This is a genomic window from Sphingomonas asaccharolytica NBRC 15499, from assembly GCF_001598355.1.
Taxonomy (GTDB): Bacteria; Pseudomonadota; Alphaproteobacteria; order Sphingomonadales; family Sphingomonadaceae; genus Sphingomonas; species Sphingomonas asaccharolytica.
Window position 1 is genome coordinate 1 of record NZ_BCYU01000022.1, and the last position, 22,521, is coordinate 22,521.

Sequence of the window (22,521 nt, forward strand, 5' to 3'; positions counted from 1 at the left end):
CCCGCCGCGCAAGACGCACGAGGCGCGGCCGGCCAACCCCTATGCGCCGCGCGGCCGGGGCGGTAGCGGCAATCGCCGCCGGGGTCGTGGCGGCCAGGGCGGCGGCGGCCGGACCCAAGCCAGCGCGTGATTTGAGATACCTTCCTGGGCTTCGGCCTGGAGGGGATGAGTAAAGCGTACCGAAAGGGCGTCGGAGCGATCCGGCGCCCTTTTTGATGTTGGCAGGAATCAGTCGTGCGATCGCCCGCCGGCCTTGGTGACCAGCGCGTTGATATAGGCAGTGAGCGTAGTCTCGCCGCGCTCGGGCGCAGTCGGCATGTCGAAGCCGTCGTCAACGCTCACCGCCGTCATGCGCGCATAGGAATCGGCCGCCGCGTCCGAAAAGCCGAGCGCGCGATACGCGTCTACCCAGAGATCGCGCGGCGTCACCTGCACCGTCACGGCTTTCCCCAGCGCGGCGGCAAAAGCGGCGGCAACGTCATTCGCCGAATAGCGCTCGGGTCCCTCGACATAATGAGGTTCCTCCACGCGCGGCAGTTCACGCAACCGCTGCGCCGCCGCGCGGCCAAGGTCGGCCGGCGCCACCATCGGAATCTTGAGGTCGGCGGGGAACATCGTCGGCAGGGTGCCGTCCTTCGCCTGGTCGAGCGTCGCGTCCCAATTGCTCATATAGTAAGCGGCACGTTGGATCGTGACCGGGATCGGCTGGTTCAACAGCGCCTGCTCTAGATCGTACAGCACGCTGAGATCGCCGATACGCTCGCCCGACTGCGCGCCATAAGCCGATTCGACGACGACCTTCTCGAGCCCCGATCCGTCGAGCGCGGCCACGATGGCACGCGCGGTCGCATGTTCCTCGCGGTCGGTGTCGGTGCTGGTCGCAGCGGGCGGGTTCAACAAAAACGCGCGACGTCCGCGACGAAATGCGGCGCGTAAGGCGTCGACATCGCGAACATCGGCTTCGACGATCGCGATACCCTTGTTTTGCAAGTCACCAGCGTGGGACGCCTGGTGAACGATTGCAGTCACGTTTTCTCCGGCGTCCGACAGCGCGTCGACCACCGCCCGACCGACATGCCCGGTCGCTCCCATCACTACATACATATTGTCCATCCCATGAAGCGGATGAGAGTAGCAACGTTCGGGGCCGTGTTTTGCTGCCTGACCTTTGCACGCGTGCCGCAGATATCCGGTTGCCTCGGCGCGCGGACCGCGTCAGTCTCGGCGCGCCTGCACAGGGGGATAATATGCGCCGGATTCTGCTCGCGTCACTGCTCGCCGCTACCGCATCGATCGCCGGGGCGGCATCGACGCCCAAGGAGGAGCTGATGGCGCCGCCGGCGGGCGCGCGGCATTATACGATCAGCTCGACCGCCGGGAAGCATGGCGACGTGTGGTCGTGGACGATGCCCGATGGCCGCGTCGCCTATCGCATGTCGATGTCGCTGCGCGGCTGGGTCACCGAAACCGACGAGCTGGTGACCCTGGCGCCCGACAAGCGGCCGTCGGCGATCGCGATCCGCGGCTTTACCGATTCGGGCGATGCCACCGAGACGTTCGATGTCGATGCCGGCGGCGTTGCGCGCTGGAAAACCGCCGTCGACTCCGGCTCCGCGCCGTTCGCCGCGCGGCGCTACAATAGCTATGGCGGCCCCTGGCTCGCCGGGGAAATGGACGTCAACGCGCTGGTCGCGGCGGGCGCCAAGGGCATCGATCTGCTGCCGACCGGCCATGCCAGCATCAAGATAGGCCAGCCGCTGACGATCGACGGTCCGCAAGGCAAGAAGACCGTCAAACTCGCTTTCATCACCGGTTATGGCTTCTCGCCGTCGCCGGTCTGGCTCGATCAGGACAATCGCTTCTTCGGCAATGCCGGGCAGATCTCGCTGCTGCCCGAGGGCTATGAGAGCGATGGCCCCAGGATGAAGGACGTCCAGGACAAGGCGATCGCGACGATGGTCCGCGATATCGCCCACAGCTTCCTGGCGCCGGCGAACCGCACGCCGACCCTGGTCGACAATGTGCTGATGTTCGATTCGGTCGCGGGTACGTACCTGCCCAACCGCGCGGTGCTGATCTCGAACGGCAAGGTCGCCGCGGTCGGCGCGGCGGGGTCGATCAAGGCGCCGACGGGAGCCGTGGTCGTCGACGGGCGGGGCAAGACGTTGCTCCCCGGCTTGTGGGATTCGCACCAGCATGTCGGGGACGACTGGAACCTGCTCCAGAATGTCGCCACCGGCATGACCAATTACCGCAGCCCGGGATCGCTGATCGAGGATGCGCTGAGCATCTACAAGCGCCGCGCCGCCGGCGACCTGCTCGCGCCCGATGGCAAGATTTCGGTGATCGTCGACCGCAAGGATCCGCTTGCCGCGCAGGGTGCGCTTACCGTGTCGTCGGCCGCCGAAACCATCGCCGCGGTCGACAAGATCAAGGCAGCTGGCCTGTGGGGCGTCAAATTCTACACCTCGATGAACCCGGCCTGGATCGCTCCCGGCGCTGCCGAGGCCCACAAGCTCGGCCTGCACGTCCATGGCCATGTGCCTGCCGGCATGCGGCCGCTCGATGCGGTCCGGGCGGGCTATGACGAAGTCACCCACATCAACTTCATCATGATGCAGGCGATGCCGCAGGACGTGGTCGACAAGGCCAATACCGCGGCGCGGCTGGAGGGGCCGGCCAAATACGGCAAGGATGTTGACCTCGATTCCCCCACGATGAAGGCGTTCTACGCCGAGCTCGCGACACGCAAGACGATCATCGATCCGACCTTGACGGTGTGGGAGCCGCTGATGACGTCGGACGGCAGTGCCCTCTCACCCGAATATGCGCCGTTCGCCGAGGTGGCGCCGCCCTCGGTCGCGCGCGGCTGGAAGATTGCGGGCTATCCGTTGTTCGGCGGCCTGACCCGCGACGATTTCCGCAAGAGCTTCGTCAAGATGGTCGACCTGGTCGGGCGGCTTCACCAGGCGGGCGTGCCGATCGTCGCCGGTACCGATGGCTATGGGCTGGAACTGGTGCGCGAACTCGAACTCTATCAGCAGGCCGGGCTGACCAATGCGGAGTCGCTCCAGACCGCGACGATCGTGCCGGCGCGGATGACCGGGATGGACGGCCGTGTCGGATCGATCGCTCCAGGCAAGACTGCGGACATCATCCTGGTCGATGGCGACGTGTCGAAGGACCTGACCAATCTCCGCCATGTCCGGACGGTGTTCCTCGACGGCTATCGCCTCGACGGCGCCGCGTTGCGGCAGGCGAGCGGCCTCAGCGGGATGCCGAAGTAGCAATCAAGCGCGAACGGCGGCGCGCCGACCGCTAAGGGGGAATATCAATGATGGAACATCGCTGGACCGCGATCGTCACGATCGTGGCGCTGCTGGTCTATTTCTACATGAGCCTGCAGGTCGGCCGCGCGCGCGGCACATCGGGCATCGCCGCGCCCGCCATGACCGGCGACCCGCTGCTCGAGCGCGCATTGCGGGTGCACCTCAACACGCTCGAAGGACTGCCGCTGTTCCTCGGCGGGCTGTGGCTGTTCGCGATCTATTGGAACGAATGCGTCGCGGCCGGGCTGGGCGTGGTGTGGATCGCTGGCCGGCTGATCTACGCCGCCGGCTATATGGCGGATCCGGGCAAGCGCAGCACCGGCTTCCTGATCCAGTTCGCGGCCAGCGGGGTTCTGCTGCTCGGGGCGTTGGGGAAGATCGTCTATAGCTTGGCGGTGCATGGCGTCGGCGCATAGCCGAGCGCGAGTCCAGCCGCACTAATGTTGAAAACTGGCGCGGTACTGGGCTGGCGTGATGCCTAGGCGATCGGCGAACACCATCCGCATCCGGTCTGCGGTGCCGAAACCGCAGTCGAACGCGACTGCCTTCAGCGGCAGATGCGTTCCTTCGAGCAGCATGCGGGCGGCGTCGACGCGCGCGCGCTCGACGAATTCGTGCGGGGTGATCCCCGTCTCGCGCACGAAGTGCCGCGCCATGTTGCGCGCGCTCATCCCCACCGTCTCGGCCAGCGATGCGAGCGTGTGACGCTGGCCGATATGCGCCATCACGTGTGCCTGCAGCCGGGCGATCGGCGATTCCGGGTCGGCCGGGGCCGAGAGATAGGGACTGAACTGCGACTGCCCTCCCTGGCGCTGGGCGAGCACCACCAATCTTTTGGCCACGGCAACGGCGACATCGGCGCCGTGACGCTCCCGCACCAAAGCGAGCGCAAGGTCGATCCCGGCCGTCACGCCGGCAGAGGTGATGATCGGCCCGTCCCGCACATGGATCAAATCGGGCTCGACCCGGGCGGCGGGAAAGCGGGCGGCGAGTTTGTCCGCCACTTGCCAATGCGTGGTGACCCGGCGGCCGTCGAGCAGGCCGGCATTACCCAAGGCGAACGCTCCGGTGCAGATCGAGCCGAGCATCTCCGTGCGCGAAGCGACTGAGCGAAGCCAGGCGCCCATCGCCGGATCGGGATCGGCATAAGGCAAGTTCGGCCCGCCCGCGACCAGGACAAGATCGTACCGATCCGACGCTTCGTCGAAACTCAGATCGGGCATGATCTGCATATTGTTCGATGCGCGGAGCGGCGCCCTGTCGCGCGCGACGAGCAGCGTCTAGTAGCGGTCGGCGTCGGGGATGAACGCGTTCGCCTCGGCGAAGACGTCGCTCGGACCGGCCACGTCGAGCGCCTGGACGCCGTCATGGATTACCAGGGCCACTTTCCCCCCAGGCATGGCTCGTCTCCCGTTGGCGCGAATCGACGCGCGCTTGTCCAGAATCGCAGGATGCCCGCGATTGAGTCGAGAGGCACGCACCGCCAAGTTGAAACGGTCGGAGCGCATCGACCCTCTCCGCGTCGATCGAACGAAGACCAACCCTGTCGCGTGCCCGTTCACGCCACGCGACGTCGCGTCGAAAAGGAACTTGCGATGAGCGCTGCAATTGCCGGCATCCCCGTCCCCGACAGCGGGATCGCGCGCGCCGCCACCCAATTGGTCCGCGACGCCGAAGACGATCTGCTGTTCCACCATAGCCGCCGCGTCTTTTTCTGGGGCGCGCTGACGGCCGAGCGCCGAGCGCTCAAATACGATCCCGAGCTGCTCTATCTCGGTGCCATGTTCCACGACATGGGCCTGACGCCGGCACATGCCAGTGCCGACCTGCGGTTCGAGGTCGATGGCGCCAATGCCGCGCGCGACTTCATGACCAGCTATGGCGTCGCGGAACGCGATATCGAGGACGTCTGGACCGCGATCGCGCTCCACACCACGCCGGGAATTCCCGAGCATATGCGGCCGACCATCGCTCTGGTGACCGCCGGCGTCGAGATGGACGTGCTGGGCATCTCCTATCGCGATTTCACCCAGGAACAGCGCGATCAGGTCTGCGCGTGCCACCCGCGCGAGGCCAATTTCAAGGAAAGCATCATCGATCATTTCGCCGCGGGGATTGCGAGCAAGCCGCTGACCACCTTCGGCAACGTCAAGGCCGACGTGCTCGCGCTCAAGGACAGGAATTACGTGCGCCAGAATTTCTGCGCGCTGATCCTCGGATCGGCCTGGCCGAATTGACCCCCGACAATTGGAGATATGAGATGACTATGCGCATGGATTACGAAACGGCGGCCCCTGGCGCGATAAAGGCGCTCGGCGGCGTCTACGGCTATGTCGCGCAGAGCGGGCTGGCCAAGCCGCTCGTCGACCTTGTCTATCTTCGCGTCTCGCAGATCAACGGCTGCGCCTATTGCATCGACATGCATTCGCGCGAGCTGTCGCGCGATGGCATGTCCTGGGAAAAGCTCGTGCTGGTCCCGGTCTGGCGCGAAGCCGGTGGCCTATTCGACGATCGCGAGCGCGCGGCGCTGGCCTGGGCGGAGACGGTGACCCGCGTCGCCGAAATCGGCGTGCCGCAAAGCGACTATGATGCGGCCGCCGCCGTGTTCGACGACAAGGAATTGACGGACCTTACCGTCGCGATCGGGCTGATGAACGCCTATAACCGGCTGGCGATCAGCTTCCGGCGCCCGCCATCCGCCGCCGGCAAGGGCCACTGAAGCGCCGCGACGTCGAACGAGCGACGCCGCCAGAATTCAAAGGAAATCGCCATGTCTTCGATCCTGTGCGGAATAACCGTTCCCGACAGCAAGATTGCGCGCGAAGCGACCGAATTGCTTCGCGACGCGTCGAGCGACCTGTTGTTCGACCATTCGCTCCGGGTGTTTTTCTGGGCAGCGCTCGCGGGCAACCGCAAGCAGTTCGAATACGATCCCGAGCTGCTTTATGTCGGCGCGATGTTCCACGATTTCGGCCTCACCGACCGGTATCGCGCGAGCCAGCAGCGGTTCGAGGTCGATGGCGCCAACGCGGCGCGCGATTTCCTGCGCGGCCACGGCATCGCTCAGCACGATCTGGATCGCGTCTGGGCCGCGATCGCCCTCCACACCACGCCGGGCATCCCGCACCTGATGCAGCCGGAGATCGCCTTGCTGCACGCCGCCGCCGGCATGGACGTTGCCGGGCGCGGCTATGCCGATTTCACCGACGAAGAGCGGGCGGCGGTGACCGGTGCCTATCCGCGCGGCATCGATTTCGAAGCGGGCATGATCGACGAATTCTACCAGGGCCTGAAGCATCGGCCCGACAGCACGTTCGGCACGCTCAACGACGATTATCTGGCGTTTCGCGACCCGACATTCCGGCGCGGCGACATTTGCAGCATCATGCTGACGTCGCCCTGGGTTTGCGCGCACTAGGGAGGACATCAGCCGCGCGGATGACGCAAGCGGCGACCAGCGCGCGCTACTCTCCCCGTTGCAGGATAATCCCCAACTCCTCGACATCCAGATCCCGCTCGAGTTCCTGCAGCACCTCGTCCTCGATCTGCCCAGCGCGGTGGACGCGGATCAGTTCGGCGCGGCCGGCGGCGATCGCGGTCAGGATGACGTCGAAATGCGGGCGGACATTCTCCATGAACGTGTCGGCATCCGCCGCGTAGCGCTGGATCGCCTCGAGCCGCTTGTGGGACTGCTTGAGCAGTTGCGGGTGGATCAGCGTGCCGTCCTCATCATAGGCATTGGCTTCGATCGCAGCGTTACGGGCGCCAGCGATCGCCGCCTCGGTCTCCGCCATCGTCATCTTCGCCGGCGGGTCCTTGTCCTCCGGTTCGACCGTCCGGATCAGCCAGCCCAGGCTCGTCCCCTGCACGACGACGGTGGCGAAGATCACCGCGAAGGCAGTGACCAGCATCAGGTCGCGCCCCGGGATCGCCGCGGGCAGGGACAGCGCCACCGCCAGCGTGACCACGCCGCGCATGCCCGCCCAGCTCAGCACCGTCGCCTGGCGCACGCCGAGCGGTCGCGCGCGCTTCAGCCCCGCGGCCCGAAGCGCCGCAAGCAGGCCGTCATTGGCGAAGATCCAGACGAAACGCGCGCCCACGATCGTCAGCACGACGCCCAGGATCGGGATCGTCATCGTCGCGGTGACCGCCTCGATCCCGCCGACGCGATCGAGCACCCCGCGCAACGACGAGCCGATCAGGATGAAGACGATCGCCTCGAGCACGAATACCATCGTCTGCCAAAAGGCGCTGCCGCGCAGCCGCACGGGGGCGGAAAAGACGATATGCTGGTACCAGCCGAGCATCAGCCCGGCGACCACCGTCGCGATCACGCCAGAGACATGGACCCGCTCGCCGGCGATATAGGCGACCCAGCACATCAGGGTGTTGGCCATGATGATCAGCGTCTGGTCCTTCAGCCGCTTGACCACGAACAGCCAGCCCGCTGCGACCGCCAGCCCGACCACCACCCCGCCGAGCGCGAGCAGGAAGAAACTGGTGACCGCTGCGCCGGCGCTGAACGTACCGCTCAACGTCGCCGCCACGGCGAAGCGGAACAGCACCAGCCCGGTCGCGTCGTTGATCAGGCTTTCGCCCTCGACCAGCGCCGACAATCGGCGCGGAAGCTTGACGTTCTGCAGCACCGCGCGCGCCGACACCGCGTCGGGCGGCGACACGATCGCACCTAGCGCGAAGCAAGCTGCCCAGGGCAATTCGGGGACGAGCCAATGCGTGACGACCCCGACCGCCAGCGTGGTGAAGATGATCGCCCCGATGGCGAGCGACAGAATACCCGGCAAATGCCGCCGGAACCGCCCGAACGCGGTGAAATAGGCGCCATCCATCAGCAGCGGCGGCAGGAACAGCACCAGTGCCAGTTCGGGATCGAGCGCCACGGGCGGCAGTCCGGGGATGAACGCGAGCCCACCGCCGCCGACCAGCAAGGCGGTCGATGGCGGCAGCCTCAGCCGCCGCGCCGCCCAATGCAGCGCGACGACGCCGACCAGCAAGGCCAGGACGAGTTCGAAAGTCTCGACAGGACGCATCGCTTTCCCCATCTCGCCGGGCCGATGCTGACCCGCTTCCTTGCCTGATCCGAACCCGATCGTGCCACCGCGGGAGGCAGGGCGGAAGGCCTCTTCTTTCAAGGCGGTGGGTCAGCCGTACGGAAAACTCGCCGTTTGAGCGCGCGGTACTCCGGCGATTCTCGCGGGGATCGACCTCGGGTTCGCGCCGGCCAGTCAGCCGATCGGCACCGTTTCATGGAGCAACGTCATGTCGAGGCGGACGACGCCATCCTCCTCGGAAATGATATCGACGAACTCGTGATCGACCCGGATGTGTTCGCGGTCATAGCGGACCCCACCCAGCGACGGCCCGGCCAGCAGCGTGTCGACCCCACCAACCGTGACGGTCAGCAGGAAGCGGTCCTCGCTCGCCAGCGCCGCGAGCACGGGGCTGTCATCGGCGAGCAGATGGACCAATGTCCAGGACAGGCCGAGCAGAGGATTGGTGTCCCGGATCAGTGGCAGCGTGACGAGACTGCGAAAGAAGCGGCCGTCGCCAAGGTGATGCGTCTCGAGGAACGACACCTGCGCCTGGGCGTCGGCCAGCGCGCGCGATCGCGTCGATGCCACCCGCACCATCAACGCCTTGCTGCCCTGGTGGCGGCCGATAACGGCGACGCGGCTGAATTCGAGGCTTTGTCGCGGCCGCGCGAACCGCGCGAAAATCAGCCCGGTCATCGTCGCCGAGAAGAACAGGCCCGTCAGGATCTCGAGCGACGCGATGGCATGCGCGAAACGGGTCGCGGGTGCCATCACTCCATAGCCGACCGTCCCGAGTGTATCGACCGAGAAGAAGAATCCGTCGATCACCGAATAGGGTTGGGCATTGACGACTGCTCCCGGCATGGCCGCGTAGATCAAGCCGAACGCGATGTTGACGACGAAGAACAACAGCGACACCAGGCCGATGAACATCGGCCAGGACATCTCCATGACCCAGTAATAGAGGTCGGCGAACGGCGCGGGGGCGCCGATCTTGATCGCGGGGAGGCCGCCGAGATTGATGACCTGGCGGCGCGGTTTTCTGGCCATGCCGCCTAGGTTGGACAGGATCGAGCGGCGGTCAAGCGTCTGGCGCTCGCGCGGTCAGTCGTCGGTGCGGCGTTTGATCTTGTTGGGCAGGTCCTTGCCCTTGGTACGGCGCGATGGGACCTGAATCGGGTGCTTCTTCTTCCACTCCGCCCAGGTCATTGGCCCGTCGGGGGTCTGGATGATGGTGTCGTCGGCCATCGTGGTTGCTTACACCAAAGCGAGGAGCGGCGCACGGTCTTGCGGCGCATCTTTGCGGGCGGCCTCTGGCGGATGTCGCCGCCGAAATTATATCGCAGCGGCGATCAACCAATTTGGAGCAATGGATGCCGCGCGCGATCCTGGCCGTCATTCTGAGCCTGCTGACCTTTTCCTCCGCCAATGCCGGCGAACAGGACGCCGCAATCGGCACATGGCGCAACCTTCGCGACACGATGCATATCGAGATCCGCCATTGCGGCGAGTCGGTGTGCGGCAAGGTCGTCTGGGCAAGCGATCAGGCGATCGCCGATGCTCGCCGCGGCGGCACGCGCGACCTGATCGGCACTCAGGTCTTTCGCGATTTTCGACAGGATTCCGCAGGCAATTGGCGCGGTAAGGTATTCGTCCCGGATCTCAACAGGACGTTTTCCGGCACCATCGTGCTGGTCGACCACAATACGCTGAAGGGCGCGGGTTGCCTGGTCGGCCGCATCCTGTGCAAGTCGAAGGTGCTGGTCAGGATCGGATAGCCGTCGCCTGGCTCTTACCTTGCGCCCGCCAATCCGCGGTCATAGTCACGAACGATCGCGCTTCGGCGCCTGTTTGGACAGTAGAGACGTTCGATGACCCACTATGTCGCCGCGGCGTCGAAAGGCGCCGATCGCCGCACCGGCGCGATCAAGCTCCACGGAGCCGAGGACTTCGCCGCCATGCACATAGCGGGGCAGGTGACAGCGTCGGTACTCGACACCCTGGCCGACATGGTGCAACCCGGCGTCAGCACCGAGGCGGTCGACGTCTTCGCCCATGACGCGATCGTCGCGGCCGGGGCGATTCCCGCGAATATCGGTTATCGCGGCTATGCCCATACCAGCTGCATTTCGATCAACCATGTCGTCTGCCATGGCATTCCCGGCGCGCGCACGCTGAAGGACGGCGATATCGTCAATATCGACCTGACCTCGATCGTCGACGGCTGGCACGGCGATTCCAGCCGCATGTATCTGGTCGGCGACGTGTCGGTGAAGGCCCGGCGGCTGGTCGACGTCACCTACGAATGCCTGATGCTTGGGGTCGAGCAGGCGAAGCCGGGCAATCGGCTGGGCGATATCGGGCATGCGATCCAGCAGCATGCCGAGCGCCATCGCTATGGCGTGGTCCGGGATTTCGTCGGCCACGGCGTCGGCCGCGTCTATCACGATGCGCCCGATGTCCTGCATTACGGACGGCCCGGTACCGGGCCCGAACTGAAGCCCGGCATGATCTTCACCATCGAGCCGATGATCAATGCCGGACGCCCCGACGTGAAGATGCTCGACGACGGCTGGACCGCAGTGACGCGCGACCGCTCGCTGTCGGCGCAATTCGAGCATTCGATCGGCATCACCGAAACCGGCTGCGAGATCTTCACCACCAGCCCGATGGGACGCCACCGTCCGCCTTACGCGTGAAGCGATAAGCGGCCGGTTCGTTCGGCCGGGCGATTGGCAATACTGCTCCGCTTATGGCCGGATCTGACCCGTCCCCCGCCCGATCCATTTGTACGTTGTCAGCCCCTCGAGCGCGACCGGTCCGCGCGCGTGCAGCCGCCCCGTCGCGATGCCGATTTCCGCGCCCAGCCCGAACTCGCCGCCATCGGCGAACTGGGTCGACGCGTTCCACAGCACGATCGCGCTGTCGACCGCGGCCAGAAAGCGTTCGGCGACGGCCGCGTCCTCGGCGATGATCGCATCGGTATGGTGCGAACCGTGCGCGGCGATGAAGCTCAGCGCCTCGTCGACCCCGCCGACCAAACGCGCGGAGGCGATCGCGTCGAGATATTCGGTATCCCAATCCTCGCTGCCCGCTGAGACCACGCCGGGCACCAACTGCTTGAGCAAGGGATCGCCGCGCACCTCGCATCCCGCCGCCTGCAATTTCTGGATCAGCTGGCCGGCATGCGGATAGTCGCGGTCGATCAGCAACGTCTCCATCGCGCCGCACACGCCGGTGCGGCGCATCTTGGCGTTGACGACGATGTCCTCGGCCATCGCCTGGTCGGCGCTGGCGTGGACATAGATGTGGTTGATCCCGTCGAGATGCGCGAGCACCGGCACCCGCGCTTCGGCCTGGACGCGCGCGACCAGGCCCTTGCCGCCGCGCGGCACGATCATGTCGATCACGCCTTCGCCGGCCAGCATCGCGCCGACCGCGGCGCGGTCGGTCACCGGCACCAATTGCACCGCCTCCCCGGGTAGGCCGGCCGTTTCCAATCCACGGACCAAGGCGGCGTGGATCGCGCGATTGCTCTCGATGGCTTCCGATCCGCCGCGCAGGATCACCGCATTGCCCGACCCGATGCACAAAGCCGCGGCATCGGCGGTCACGTTGGGGCGACTTTCGTAGATGATGCCGATCACCCCGATCGGCACGCGCACGCGCGCCAGCTTCAAGCCATTGGGCCGCTCGATTTCGTCGATGATCTCGCCGACCGGGTCCTTCAGCGTCGCCACGGTGGCGACCCCGTCGGCGGTCGCGGCGACGCGCTCGGGCGTCAGCTTTAGCCGGTCTAGCAGCGCCGCCGACAACCCGGCGGCGGTGCCGTTCGCCATGTCGATCTTGTTTGCGGCTAGGATCTCCGGCTCGGCATCGCGGATCGCCTGCGCCATGGCGGTCAGCGCGCGCGCCTTGTCCGCGCTCGACAGGCCCGCGAGCACGAGGGCCGCGGATCGTGCATGCCGGCCCATCGACGCGATCAGCGCGACGGGATCGATTTCGATGTCGACGGTCGTTTCCATGGCGGGCCGATTATCATGCCGAAACCGGTGGCCAAAGCGCTATCGCCTTTCCTGCGGCCAATGCTATCCATCGCGCCATGAGCGGGGAATTTGCGGCAGCAGGCGATATCGCCACCGGGGCGCTGATCGGGCGTGCGGTCGAACCGAAAGCGGGCGAACACGGGGCCGGGGAGGACGCGCACGGCGTCTGCCTTAATTGCGGCACGGCGTTGATCGGATCGTTCTGCCATGCCTGTGGCCAGAACGGACATGTCCACAAGACGCTGACCTCGATCGGGCATGACCTGCTCCACGGCGTGTTCCATTTCGAAGGCAAGGTGTGGCGCACCGTGCCGATGCTGGTCACGCGCCCGGGCGGACTGACGCGGCGCTATATCGATGGCGAGCGCGCGCGCTTCGTGTCGCCGCTGGCATTGTTCTTGTTCTTCGTCTTCCTGATGTTCGCGACCTTCCACTCGCTGGAAAGCGGCACCGACTTCAACTTCGACAAAACGCCGGCGACCAGGGCCGAGAAACTGGCGAAGCTCGATGGCGAGATCGCCAGCACCCAGGCCAAGCTCAACCGCGCGCAACAGCGCATTGCCCAGGGCAAGGCCGATGACGACGATCAGGGCGATATCGTCGGGTATCAGGCGACGCTCAGCGGACTGCGGGTCGCCCGCACCAGTATCGCGGCGGGTCCCGAGCAAGGCCGCACGGAGGCGGTGAACAACCTCAATACCGGCTGGCCCGCGCTCGACAAGGGCGTCCGCAAAGCCAACGAGAACCCCGAGCTCGCGCTCTACAAGCTGCAGTCCTCGGCGTACAAATATAGCTGGGCGCTGATCCCGATCTCGGTGCCGTTCGTGGCGTTGCTGTTCCTGTGGCGGCGGCGCTTCAAGCTCTACGATCATGCCATCTTCGTGACCTATTCGCTGGCATTCATGATGTTGCTGGCGACGACCATCTCGCTGCTGATGACGATCGGCGCGCCGGCCTGGCTCTACGGCAACATGATCGCGTTCGGTCCGCCGGTGCACCTCTTCTTCCAGTTGCGCGGCGCCTATCAGCTCAATTGGTTCTCGGCCTTGTGGCGCACCTTCGCGCTGCTGATCTTCGCGACGATCACCCTGACCTTATTCGGTATCCTGCTGCTCGGGCTGGGGCTGATGGAATAGGGTCCGGCAGCCGCCGTCACTGTTCGTCCTGACTTTCGATCAGCGTCATCAGGTCGCGCAGCGCATCCGCCGGAAAGTCGATCGCCTCGACATGAGCATCACGCAGCGGCGGCGTGCCGTGCGTCTCCTCGGGAAAGCGCGCTATGCCCCAGGAATCGGCCTCGAACAGTGCGTGATACGACCCGTGCAGCGCGGCGCGATCGCCGTCGACGAACACATATGCCCCGGGCCGCTCGTGGATGTAGAAGGTCGTCATCATGATGATGCCGCGGAGGCGGGCACATTCGGCCAGCGCGGGCACCGCGAGCAGCGGATTGGATGGCATCGGGTAATCGGTCTCGCGGCCGGGTGGCAGCGCGACGATCCGGTCGAATCGTTGGGCGATCCGCAGCGCCTCGATCATCGGGCATTGCCCACCGCTCTGCCCATCCGGGCGTGCGACTTGCCCGCGCTGGGTCAGCGTCTCGGTGCCATGTTCCAGCATTTCGCGCCGGAACGAGGCGAAGCCGGGCAATCCGCGCTCCTCCAGAAAGCGCACTTGCCTCGCCGCTTCGGTCAGGAAATCCTCCGGATAGCCCCGCGCGCGCGCCGCGGCGACGACGTAGCGATCGACATCGTCGAGCGAGAGGCGCAATTCGCTCGGCAGTACCTGGCGCCGTCTCTGCCCGTCGGAAAACGTGATCTTACGGTCGAACATGCCTGTCATCCGTGTTGTCGTGCAATGATGGACCCGCATGGTTAATCCTTCGCAAAGATCGCATGGCGGTCGATCTTCGAACCGACCGGTTGCCCGGTATCGATCGGAGCGATATGGCTGGCGGAGAGGAAAGGCAGCATGGCCAGGTCGAAAATCCGTACCAACGATCCGATCGGGCTGCGCAATCGCGTGCTCGATGTCGCGGCGCGATCGTTCCAATCGTCGGGCTTCGCCGCGACTAGCACGCATGATCTTGTGCGCATGGCGGGCGTTACCGGGGGGGCGCTCCACCACCATTTCCCGACCAAGAAAGCGCTCGCGCTGGCAGTGATCGGCGAGCGCGTCGCGGCCGAACTGGGCGAGACCTGGGTGGCGACCGTCCGCGACGCGCCGAGTGCCGCCGCCGGTATCCTGCAGGCGTTCGATACGGTCGCCGCCGCGCTCGACGCCCAGGGCTCGGTGTCGGGGTGTCCGCTCGGCAATCTCGCGCTGGAATTATCGCTGGCCGATGCCGATCTGCGCGGGGCGCTGGCGAGCGAATATCGCGTCTGGCGCGACGCCATCGCGGACCGCGTCCGCCGCGACCGTGAACAAGGCGAGGCGTCCTACGCGCCCGATCCGGAGGCGTTCGCCAACGTCGTCATCGCCTTGTTCACCGGCGCGATGACCATCGCCAAGGCCGAACAGGATAGTACCGCGCTCAAGGCCGCGGCCGACCAGTTGCGCACGATCATGCGATAGCCGCGGGCAAGCGGTAACGATCGATAAGGTCCGATTATCCCGACAGACTCGACATTGATTGTAAACCACGGAGGATAGGGCCTAAACTGTTCGCGATACGATGGCGGAGGCGCCGCATGCCTCATGCCCGCATTGGAGGGTTTTCGTGCATAGATCGCGCATCAATGGCATTCTGATCGATTGCAACACGGACGATATCGACGCCGCCGCGCATTTCTGGGCGGAAGCGCTCGGCCGGCCGGTCGACCCCGATCATCCCGGCACGCGAGGCAATTACCGGATGCTGGCGACCCCTGAGGGCGAGATCAGCGTGCAGATCCAGCGCGTCGAGCATGACAGCCGGATCCATCTCGACATCGAAACCGACGACATTCCCGCCGAAGTCGAGCGCCTCCAGAAACTCGGCGCGACGATCGACACGCAGATGGAGCGCTGGGTGGTGATGCGCGCGCCGAGCGGGCAGCGCTTTTGCGTGGTCCGCGTGCAGCGCGACGGGTTTTCGAAGGACGCGATCAGCTGGGAGTAATGCCCCCGTCTAGGACGTCAGCCAGACCACCGCGCCGGCGATCAGCGCGATAGGCAGGACGCACATGATAACGGCGACTGCCCACGCCGCCGCACGCCCCAACCGGTCATCGACCTGGTGGATGAGAGTTTCGGCCAACGAGATGAAGACCATGTCTTCCATCCGGCAACCATAGCGAGGGTCGCCGCGCTCGCAAATAGGCCGCGCTCTCGCCTCGCACCCCGATCATGCTACCAACACGCGTGATCCATATCCCGACCGCGCCCTGGTACCATTATGCCGGCGATCTCGCCGCCTGGATCGCGGCGTTTCTCGGCGCGCGCTGGGTCTACCGTTACCGCCGCGCCAGCGTCGACGGGCTCGCGCGGCAGACCCAGCCCGGCTATTTCGTCAGCCTCGCGGTCGGCGGCGCGCTGGGCGCATGGCTGCTGGGGTCGCTCAACACGCTCCGCGACACGCGCCCGGTGGTGTCGCATTCGATCGCGGGTGCGCTGGCGGGAGCGATCGTCGCGGTCGAATTGTGGAAATGGGTGCGCGGCGTGCGGGGGTCGACCGGCGGGCCGTTCGTCATCCCGCTCGCGCTCGGCATCATCGTCGGGCGCTGGGGTTGCCTGTTCGCGGGACTGGGCGACCAGACCTATGGCGTGCCGACCACGCTTCCCTGGGGAGTCGATCTCGGTGACGGCGTGGCGCGTCACCCGGTCGAGATCTACGAATCGCTCGCCATGGCGCTCTTCCTCGCCATCTACTGGCGCGCGCTGGTCCGCCGCCGCCGCTGGGCGGTCGAGCACGGCTTCCACGCCTTCGTCCTGGCTTATGCCGTCCAGCGATTTGCCTGGGAGTTCCTCAAGCCCTATCCAACATTGATCGGCCCGTTCAACGTGTTCCACTTCGTGATGATCGGACTCAGCGCCTATGCACTCCTCTGGATCGCTCGCGGACGCGCCGCTCCACTCCCCGCCTGACCGCAAGGCGGCGCCCTATATCTTCCACGGCCAGACCACGAGCCTGTGCGAGATTTGCCTCGCGACCGTTCCGGCCAAGGTCATCATCGAGGACGAGCGCGTCTATTATCTCAAACGCTGTCGGTCGCATGGCGTGCAAAAGACGCTGATCAGCGACGACCTGGCTTATTGGCGCTCGCAAAAGGACTGGCTCAAGCCCGGCGATCGCCCCTTGCATACCCAGACCCGGACCGAGGCCGGATGCCCGTTCGATTGTGGCCTCTGCCCGACCACGAACAGCATAGCTGCCTCGCGATCGTCGAGATCAACTCGGCGTGCAATCTGGCTTGCCCAGTCTGCTTTGCCGATGCCGAGGACATGCATGGCGGGCATCTCTCGCTCGAGGTGATCGAGGGGATGCTCGACGCCTTGGTCGAGAGCGAAGGCGAACCCGATCTCGTCCAGCTGTCGGGCGGCGAGCCGACGCTCCATCCGCACTTCTTCGAGATCCTCGACGCGGTGAAGCGCCGCCCGATCCGCCATGTCATGATCAACACCAACGGCCTGCGGATCGCGCAGGAGCCCGAATTCGTCGATCGGCTGGCCAGCTACGCGCCGCGGCTCGAAGTCTATCTCCAGTTCGACAGCATGAACGACGATGCGCTAATGAACCTGCGCGGCGCGCGGCTGTCGCGCATCCGCCAGGCCGCACTCGAGCAACTCGAACGCGTCGGGCTGTCGACTACGCTGGTCGCGGTGGTCAAGCGCGGGGTCAACGACCAGGAAGTCGCGGCGATCGTCGACCATGCACTCGATTGGTCGTGCGTGCGCGGCGTCACCTTTCAGCCGGTCCAGGATACCGGGCGCAACGAAGGGTTCGATGCCAAGGCCAACCGCGTGCTGCTGTCGCAAATCCGGCGCGAAGTGGCCAAGGCGGGTGTGTTCGGCATCGAGGACATGATCCCCTTACCGTGCAATCCCGACCAGATCTGCATCGGCTATGGCTTGCGCGCCGGGCGCAGCGTGACGCCGATCACCTCGCTGTTGCCGCGCGAACTGATCCTCAACGGCCCCAACACGATCAGTTACGAAGCTTATCCGGCGCTGCGCCAGGGCGTGCTCGACCTGCTCAGCCTCGCCACCACGCAATGCAATACCGAGGAGAAACTGGCCGGCGTGCTGTGCTGCCTGCCCCAGGCGCTGGTGCCCGAGCAACTGGGCTATGCCAACAGCTTCCGCGTCGTCATCCTGCAATTCCTAGACCGCTATAATTTCGACCTGGCGACGGTGAAGCGCAGCTGCGTCCATTTCGTCACGCCGGACAAACAGATCATTCCGTTCGACACCTACAACACATTCTACCGCCCGGGCGCGGAAGGCGCCGTGGTCGTGGCCAGGGCACGGCAAGACGCAAGGAGGGATCGGTGAGAGGGTTGTTCGGCGGCCTGCTGCTCGGCGTCGGTATCCTGATCATGACGTGCAGCGGGCTGTGCTCGCTTGTAGTCGTGTTCATGGGGTTCAGCGAAGCGATGCGCGATCCGTCGGTTATCATGCTGCCGCTGGTCGTCGGCGGCGTCCCGTTCGCGATCGGCTTCGGCCTGTTCTGGTGGGGACGGTGGTTGTTGCGCGCCGATCCATCGAAGACGCCGCCGCAGCCATAGCCGGCATGCGCCGGCCAATATTTTATACTTGAAACTTTTTCCCGACAGGCCGACGCTCGCGCGATAATCAGGCGAGGAGTCGAATGCGGATCGCGATTGTCGGCGGAGGTCCGGCGGGACTCTATTTCGCGATCAGCATGAAGCTGCGCGATGCGCGCCACGACGTCACCTTGCTCGAGCGCAACCGTGCCGACGACACGTTCGGCTGGGGCGTCGTGCTGTCCGAAGAGACGCTCCAGAACCTCGCCGCCAACGATCCCTTCAGTGCCGAGGCGATCCGCGCGCATTTCGCTTATTGGGACGATGTGGCGGTGGTGCATCGCGGCACCCGCACTGTCTCGACCGGGCACGGCTTTTGCGGGATCGGGCGGCGGCGGTTGCTGTTGCTGCTGCAGGAGCGCGCGCGCGACCTGGGTGTCGCGCTGAAGTTCGAGAGCGAGGTCGCCGATGCCGCGACGCTGGCGGCCGATTACGATCTGGTGGTCGCCGCGGACGGGCTCAATTCGCGCGTCCGGGAAGCATTCGCCGACACCTTCCGGCCTGACGTCCAGCTCTATGCCAACAAGTTCGTCTGGCTGGGCACGCACCAGACGTTCGACCAGGCCTTCACCTTCATCTTCGAGCCGACCGAGCATGGCTGGATGTGGGCGCACGCCTATCAATTCGAGCCCGGTACCGCGACCTTCATCGTCGAATGCTCGGCCGAGACCTGGGCGCGTGCCGGGTTCGGCGACATGAGCCGGGAGGAATCGATCGCGGCGTGCGAGAAGGTGTTCGCCGCGCATCTCGGCGGCCATCCCTTGATGTCCAACGCCGGCCATTTGCGCGGCTCGGCCTGGATCAGTTTCCCGCGCGTGCTGTGCGAGACCTGGCGCCACGGCAATGTCGTGCTGATGGGCGATGCCGCGGCGAGCGCGCATTTCTCGATCGGCTCGGGCACCAAGCTCGCGCTTGAAAGCGCGGTGGCGCTGGCCGACGAGCTTCATGCCGGCCTCCCGCTCGACGATGCGCTGGCGCGGTACGAGGGCGCGCGGCGGATCGAAGTGCTGCGGCTGCAATCGGCGGCGCGCAATTCGGCCGAATGGTTCGAGGAAGTCGACCGCTATCTCGATCTCGATCCCGTCCAGTTCACCTATTCGCTGCTGACCCGGTCGCAGCGCATCAGCCACGAGAATCTGCGCCTGCGCGACCACGCCTGGCTTGGCGCTGCCGAGGGTTGGTTCCAACAACAGGCCGGCGCCGAATTAAATAAGGTCGGGGCCCCGCGCGCGCCGATGTTCGCGCCGTTCAAGCTACGCGGCATGACACTCGCCAACCGCGTCGTCGTCTCGCCAATGGCGCAATACAAGGCGATCGACGGCTGCCCGACCGACTGGCATTTCGCGCATTATGCCGAGCGCGCGAAGGGCGGCGCGGGGCTGGTCCATACCGAAATGACCTGCGTCAGCGCTGACGGGCGGATTACCCCGGGCTGCCCGGGTTTCTACGCGCCCGAGCACGAGGCAGCGTGGAAACGACTGGTCGATTTCGTCCATACCGAGACCGACGCGAAGATCTGCGCCCAGCTCGGCCATTCGGGCGCCAAGGGCTCGACCCAATTGGGCTGGGAGGAAATGGACGCGCCGCTGAGCGAGGGCAATTGGCCGGTGATCGCGGCGTCGGCGATACCCTGGTCGCCCGCCAATCAGGTCCCCAAGGCGATGGACCGCACCGACATGGATATGGTGCGCGACCAGTTCGTCGCCGCGGCGCGCATGGCTGATCGCTGCGGGTTCGACATGATCGAACTCCACATGGCGCATGGCTATCTGCTGTCGAGCTTCATCACCCCGCTGACCAACCGCCGCGACGACGACTACGGCGGCAGCCTCGACAACCGCATGCGCTATCCGCTGGAGGTGTTCAAAGCGGTGCGCGCCGAATGGCCCGAGGACAAACCCATCTCGGTGCGTATCTCGGCAAGCGACTGGGTCGGCGAGGACGGCGTCACGCCGCAGGAAGCAGTGGCGATCGCGTGGATGTTGAAGGATGCGGGGGTCGATATCATCGACGTTTCGGCCGGCCAGACCTCGCTCCAGGCACGCCCGGTCTATGGCCGCATGTTCCAGACGCCCTTCTCCGATCGTATCCGCAACGAGGTCGGCATCGCGACGATGGCGGTGGGCAACATATATTCGCCCGACCACGTCAATTCGATCCTGATGGCGGGGCGCGCCGATCTCGTCTGCCTCGCGCGGCCGCACCTCGCCGATCCTTATTGGACGCTCCGCGCCGCCGCACGGCTCGGCGACCAGGAAACCCGCTGGCCCGACCCGTATCTCGCCGGGCGCGACCAGCTCTATCGCCTTGCCGAGCGCGGAGAGATGCCATGACGATCGCGGGCAGCCATGCTTTGGTCACCGGCGGCGGCAGCGGGATCGGCCGCGCTATTGCATTGGCGCTGGCGGAAGCGGGCGCCGAGGTCACGATCTGCGGGCGGCGGCAGGACGCGCTCGATGCGGTCGAGCATCCGCGCATCCACGGCGTGGCTGCGGACGTCACCGACCCGGCCTCGATCGCCACCTTGTACGAAGCGGCGCGAGCCGCGCGTGGCCCGTTCGATATCGTCATCGCCAATGCCGGCGCCGCGATGAGCGCGCCCGCCGCGCGGGTGACGTTCGACGACTGGCAAGCGAGCCTCGCGGTCAACCTCACCGGCGCGTTCCTGTCGGTCCAGCCGGCGATCGCGCCGATGACCAAAGCCGGCCGCGGCCGGATCGTGTTCATCGCCTCGACCGCCGGCTTGAAGGGCTATGCCTATGTCGCGCCTTATGTCGCCGCCAAGCACGGCGTAGTCGGGCTGATGCGCGCGCTCGCCGCCGAGACCGCGAGAAGCGGCGTCACCGTCAACGCGGTGTGCCCGGGCTTTGCCGAGACCGAGATGCTGGCGCGTTCGCTCGATGAGATTACCGCCAAGATCGGCCGGTCGGAGGAGGAAGCGCGCGCCGCGCTCGCCAATCCGCAAGGCCGTTTCGTCACGCCCGAGGAAGTCGCGGCGGCCGTGCTGTGGCTGGTCAGCGAGGGAGCGGGCTCGGTCACCGGCCAGGCGATTTCGGTCTCGGGCGGCGAGACATGGTGAGCGCGGTCGCTCGCGTCGCCGACGACGATCGCGCACGGCTCCGATTGTGGCTCCGCCTGTTGCGCACGACGCGCGCGATCGAGCGCGAATTGCGCGAACGGCTCGCCACGGCGTTCGACACCACCTTGCCGCGCTTCGACGTCATGGCGGCGCTCGACCGCGCGCCCGATGGCATGATGATGGGCGAGTTGTCGCGCTTCCTGCTCGTCTCTAACGGCAACGTCACCGGGATCGTCGAGCGTCTCGTCAGCGACGGGTTGGTCGTGCGCAGCCATCGCGACGGCGATCGCCGCGCCGCGATCGTGCGGTTGAGCGACGCCGGGCGCACCGCCTTCGCCGCGATGGCCGCGGCACACGCGCGCTGGATCGACGAATTGCTCGCCCCGATCGAGCCCGATGCCGCGCGCGATCTCAGCACCACGCTCGCCACGTTCCGCAGCCAATGGGAGAATGACGCATGACCGCGATGGCGGAATGGAAGCCGGCGCATTTCCGCTGGGACGTGGCCGATCGCATCGCGCGCATCCGGCTCGACAATCCGGCGCGCAAGAACCCGCTGACCTTCGACAGTTATGCCGAGCTGCGCGACACCTTCCGGGCGCTGGTCGATGCCGACGACGTCGATGCGGTGGTGATCCTGCCTAATGGCGGCAATTTCTGCTCTGGCGGCGACGTCCATGACATTATCGGCCCGCTGGTCGGGATGGATATGAAGGGGCTGCTGCGCTTCACCCGGATGACCGGCGATCTGGTCAAGGCGATGATCGGCTGCGGCAAGCCGGTGATCGCCGCGGTCGACGGCGTCGCGGTAGGCGCCGGGGCGATCATGGCGATGGCGAGCGACCTGCGTCTCGCCACGCCGGCGGCCAAGACCGCGTTCCTGTTCACCCGCGTCGGGCTCGCCGGCTGCGACATGGGCGCGTGCGCGATGCTGCCACGGATCATCGGCCAGGGCCGCGCCGCCGATCTGCTCTACACCGGCCGCACGATGAGCGCCGAGGAAGGCGAGCGCTGGGGCTTCTACAATCGGCTGGTCGCCGCCGACGCGCTCGAGGACGAAGCGATGGCGCTGGCGGCGCGCATCGTCGCCGGGCCGACCTTCGCACACGGCATCACCAAGACCCAGCTCAACCAGGAATGGTCGATGGGGCTCGACCAGGCGATCGAGGCGGAAGCGCAGGCGCAGGCGATCTGCATGCAGACGCGCGACTTCGAGCGCGCCTATCGTGCCTTCGTCGCGAAGGAACAGCCGGTGTTCGAGGGCGACTGATG

At 66.1% G+C, this 22,521-nt stretch carries 25 protein-coding genes and 1 pseudogene; 18 read left to right on the top strand and 8 right to left on the bottom strand.

The genetic code is table 11. The annotated features are described in order from the left end of the window. Positions 1–228: 228 nt before the first annotated feature. On the bottom strand, positions 229–1,104 hold the full coding sequence (locus tag SAS01S_RS08050; protein WP_066807061.1) for an NmrA family NAD(P)-binding protein: 876 nt from the start codon (positions 1,102–1,104) through the stop codon (positions 229–231). 143 nt (positions 1,105–1,247) lie between these two features. Here SAS01S_RS08050 and SAS01S_RS08055 point away from each other — a divergent pair, with 143 nt between their 5' ends. Beyond that, a complete protein-coding gene (locus SAS01S_RS08055) occupies positions 1,248–3,287 on the top strand; it encodes an amidohydrolase family protein (RefSeq protein WP_066806985.1) in 2,040 nt (679 codons plus the stop codon). Between the two features lie 47 nt (positions 3,288–3,334). After that, positions 3,335–3,745 carry an MAPEG family protein gene (locus SAS01S_RS08060; RefSeq protein WP_066806987.1) on the top strand — a complete coding sequence of 137 codons (411 nt, stop codon included), beginning with the start codon at positions 3,335–3,337 and terminating at the stop codon, positions 3,743–3,745. A gap of 21 nt (positions 3,746–3,766) precedes the next feature. Here SAS01S_RS08060 and SAS01S_RS08065 read toward each other — a convergent pair whose 3' ends face one another. Next, positions 3,767–4,606 (bottom strand): GlxA family transcriptional regulator, encoded by an 840-nt coding sequence (locus SAS01S_RS08065; RefSeq protein WP_281179316.1) that lies wholly within the window; start codon positions 4,604–4,606, stop codon positions 3,767–3,769. A 318-nt stretch (positions 4,607–4,924) separates the two neighbouring features. Here SAS01S_RS08065 and SAS01S_RS08070 point away from each other — a divergent pair, with 318 nt between their 5' ends. Genes SAS01S_RS08070 through SAS01S_RS08080 form a run of 3 tightly spaced genes read left to right on the top strand, consistent with a single transcriptional unit; the run spans position 4,925 to position 6,747 of the window. Then, positions 4,925–5,566, top strand: coding sequence for an HD domain-containing protein (locus tag SAS01S_RS08070; protein WP_066806989.1), 642 nt, complete (start codon positions 4,925–4,927; stop codon positions 5,564–5,566). Positions 5,567–5,589: 23 nt separating this feature from the next. Continuing rightward, positions 5,590–6,048: a carboxymuconolactone decarboxylase family protein gene (locus SAS01S_RS08075; protein ID WP_066806991.1), complete on the top strand. Its 459-nt coding sequence runs from the start codon at positions 5,590–5,592 to the stop codon at positions 6,046–6,048. A 51-nt stretch (positions 6,049–6,099) separates the two neighbouring features. Next, positions 6,100–6,747, top strand: a complete 648-nt coding sequence (locus tag SAS01S_RS08080) for an HD domain-containing protein (RefSeq protein WP_066806998.1) — start codon at positions 6,100–6,102, stop codon at positions 6,745–6,747. A gap of 46 nt (positions 6,748–6,793) precedes the next feature. Here the strand turns inward: SAS01S_RS08080 and SAS01S_RS08085 are convergent, their stop codons facing one another. From SAS01S_RS08085 to SAS01S_RS22765, 3 genes are all read right to left on the bottom strand, one after another. Continuing rightward, complete coding sequence (locus SAS01S_RS08085; protein ID WP_066807062.1) at positions 6,794–8,377, bottom strand: Na+/H+ antiporter; 1,584 nt, start codon at positions 8,375–8,377, stop codon at positions 6,794–6,796. Positions 8,378–8,572: 195 nt separating this feature from the next. Next, the gene (locus SAS01S_RS08090) at positions 8,573–9,430 is read right to left on the bottom strand and encodes an ion channel (protein ID WP_066807000.1); all 858 of its coding nucleotides are present in this window, start codon (positions 9,428–9,430) and stop codon (positions 8,573–8,575) included. Between the two features lie 54 nt (positions 9,431–9,484). After that, positions 9,485–9,628, bottom strand: coding sequence for a hypothetical protein (locus SAS01S_RS22765; protein ID WP_169804917.1), 144 nt, complete (start codon positions 9,626–9,628; stop codon positions 9,485–9,487). A 125-nt stretch (positions 9,629–9,753) separates the two neighbouring features. On the opposite strand from SAS01S_RS22765, the gene SAS01S_RS08095 reads away from it, so the two are divergent. Together SAS01S_RS08095 and map are read left to right on the top strand one after the other, a co-directional pair. Beyond that, positions 9,754–10,158 (top strand): DUF2147 domain-containing protein, encoded by a 405-nt coding sequence (locus SAS01S_RS08095; protein WP_066807002.1) that lies wholly within the window; start codon positions 9,754–9,756, stop codon positions 10,156–10,158. 93 nt (positions 10,159–10,251) lie between these two features. Then, positions 10,252–11,079, top strand: coding sequence for a type I methionyl aminopeptidase (map, locus tag SAS01S_RS08100; RefSeq protein WP_066807004.1), 828 nt, complete (start codon positions 10,252–10,254; stop codon positions 11,077–11,079). 51 nt (positions 11,080–11,130) lie between these two features. Here map and SAS01S_RS08105 read toward each other — a convergent pair whose 3' ends face one another. Further along, positions 11,131–12,405, bottom strand: a complete 1,275-nt coding sequence (locus tag SAS01S_RS08105; RefSeq protein WP_066807006.1) for a glutamate-5-semialdehyde dehydrogenase — start codon at positions 12,403–12,405, stop codon at positions 11,131–11,133. A gap of 77 nt (positions 12,406–12,482) precedes the next feature. Between SAS01S_RS08105 and SAS01S_RS08110 the strand changes: the two genes are divergently transcribed. Then, positions 12,483–13,562 carry a DUF3667 domain-containing protein gene (locus SAS01S_RS08110; RefSeq protein ID WP_066807008.1) on the top strand — a complete coding sequence of 360 codons (1,080 nt, stop codon included), beginning with the start codon at positions 12,483–12,485 and terminating at the stop codon, positions 13,560–13,562. Positions 13,563–13,578: 16 nt separating this feature from the next. Here the strand turns inward: SAS01S_RS08110 and SAS01S_RS08115 are convergent, their stop codons facing one another. Continuing rightward, positions 13,579–14,259: a hypothetical protein gene (locus SAS01S_RS08115; RefSeq protein ID WP_066807010.1), complete on the bottom strand. Its 681-nt coding sequence runs from the start codon at positions 14,257–14,259 to the stop codon at positions 13,579–13,581. A gap of 138 nt (positions 14,260–14,397) precedes the next feature. Between SAS01S_RS08115 and SAS01S_RS08120 the strand changes: the two genes are divergently transcribed. Both SAS01S_RS08120 and SAS01S_RS08125 read left to right on the top strand, forming a co-directional pair. Then, the gene (locus SAS01S_RS08120) at positions 14,398–15,000 is read left to right on the top strand and encodes an LmrA/YxaF family transcription factor (RefSeq protein ID WP_157082711.1); all 603 of its coding nucleotides are present in this window, start codon (positions 14,398–14,400) and stop codon (positions 14,998–15,000) included. 145 nt (positions 15,001–15,145) lie between these two features. Then, positions 15,146–15,526: a VOC family protein gene (locus SAS01S_RS08125; RefSeq protein ID WP_066807013.1), complete on the top strand. Its 381-nt coding sequence runs from the start codon at positions 15,146–15,148 to the stop codon at positions 15,524–15,526. A 9-nt stretch (positions 15,527–15,535) separates the two neighbouring features. Here SAS01S_RS08125 and SAS01S_RS22440 read toward each other — a convergent pair whose 3' ends face one another. Next, the gene (locus SAS01S_RS22440) at positions 15,536–15,679 is read right to left on the bottom strand and encodes a hypothetical protein (RefSeq protein ID WP_157082712.1); all 144 of its coding nucleotides are present in this window, start codon (positions 15,677–15,679) and stop codon (positions 15,536–15,538) included. Between the two features lie 74 nt (positions 15,680–15,753). Here SAS01S_RS22440 and SAS01S_RS08130 point away from each other — a divergent pair, with 74 nt between their 5' ends. From SAS01S_RS08130 to SAS01S_RS08160, 8 genes and pseudogenes are all read left to right on the top strand, one after another. Next, complete coding sequence (locus SAS01S_RS08130; protein ID WP_084238655.1) at positions 15,754–16,491, top strand: prolipoprotein diacylglyceryl transferase family protein; 738 nt, start codon at positions 15,754–15,756, stop codon at positions 16,489–16,491. Next, positions 16,442–16,588: pseudogene (locus SAS01S_RS23395) on the top strand (radical SAM protein); the annotation flags it as partial. The gene SAS01S_RS08130 and the pseudogene SAS01S_RS23395, both read left to right, overlap by 50 nt. A gap of 143 nt (positions 16,589–16,731) precedes the next feature. Then, positions 16,732–17,898: a radical SAM protein gene (locus SAS01S_RS08135; protein WP_245656808.1), complete on the top strand. Its 1,167-nt coding sequence runs from the start codon at positions 16,732–16,734 to the stop codon at positions 17,896–17,898. Beyond that, a complete protein-coding gene (locus tag SAS01S_RS08140; RefSeq protein ID WP_157082713.1) occupies positions 17,895–18,131 on the top strand; it encodes a hypothetical protein in 237 nt (78 codons plus the stop codon). Before SAS01S_RS08135 ends, SAS01S_RS08140 begins: the two co-directional genes overlap by 4 nt. Before the next feature lie 83 nt (positions 18,132–18,214). After that, positions 18,215–20,503 (top strand): bifunctional salicylyl-CoA 5-hydroxylase/oxidoreductase, encoded by a 2,289-nt coding sequence (locus SAS01S_RS08145; protein WP_066807019.1) that lies wholly within the window; start codon positions 18,215–18,217, stop codon positions 20,501–20,503. Next, positions 20,500–21,249, top strand: coding sequence for an SDR family NAD(P)-dependent oxidoreductase (locus SAS01S_RS08150; RefSeq protein ID WP_066807021.1), 750 nt, complete (start codon positions 20,500–20,502; stop codon positions 21,247–21,249). The genes SAS01S_RS08145 and SAS01S_RS08150 overlap by 4 nt, the downstream gene beginning before the upstream one ends. Further along, a complete protein-coding gene (locus tag SAS01S_RS08155) occupies positions 21,243–21,710 on the top strand; it encodes a MarR family winged helix-turn-helix transcriptional regulator (RefSeq protein WP_066807023.1) in 468 nt (155 codons plus the stop codon). The genes SAS01S_RS08150 and SAS01S_RS08155 overlap by 7 nt, the downstream gene beginning before the upstream one ends. Next, positions 21,707–22,519 (top strand): enoyl-CoA hydratase family protein, encoded by an 813-nt coding sequence (locus SAS01S_RS08160; RefSeq protein WP_066807025.1) that lies wholly within the window; start codon positions 21,707–21,709, stop codon positions 22,517–22,519. The genes SAS01S_RS08155 and SAS01S_RS08160 overlap by 4 nt, the downstream gene beginning before the upstream one ends. Positions 22,520–22,521: the final 2 nt, after the last annotated feature.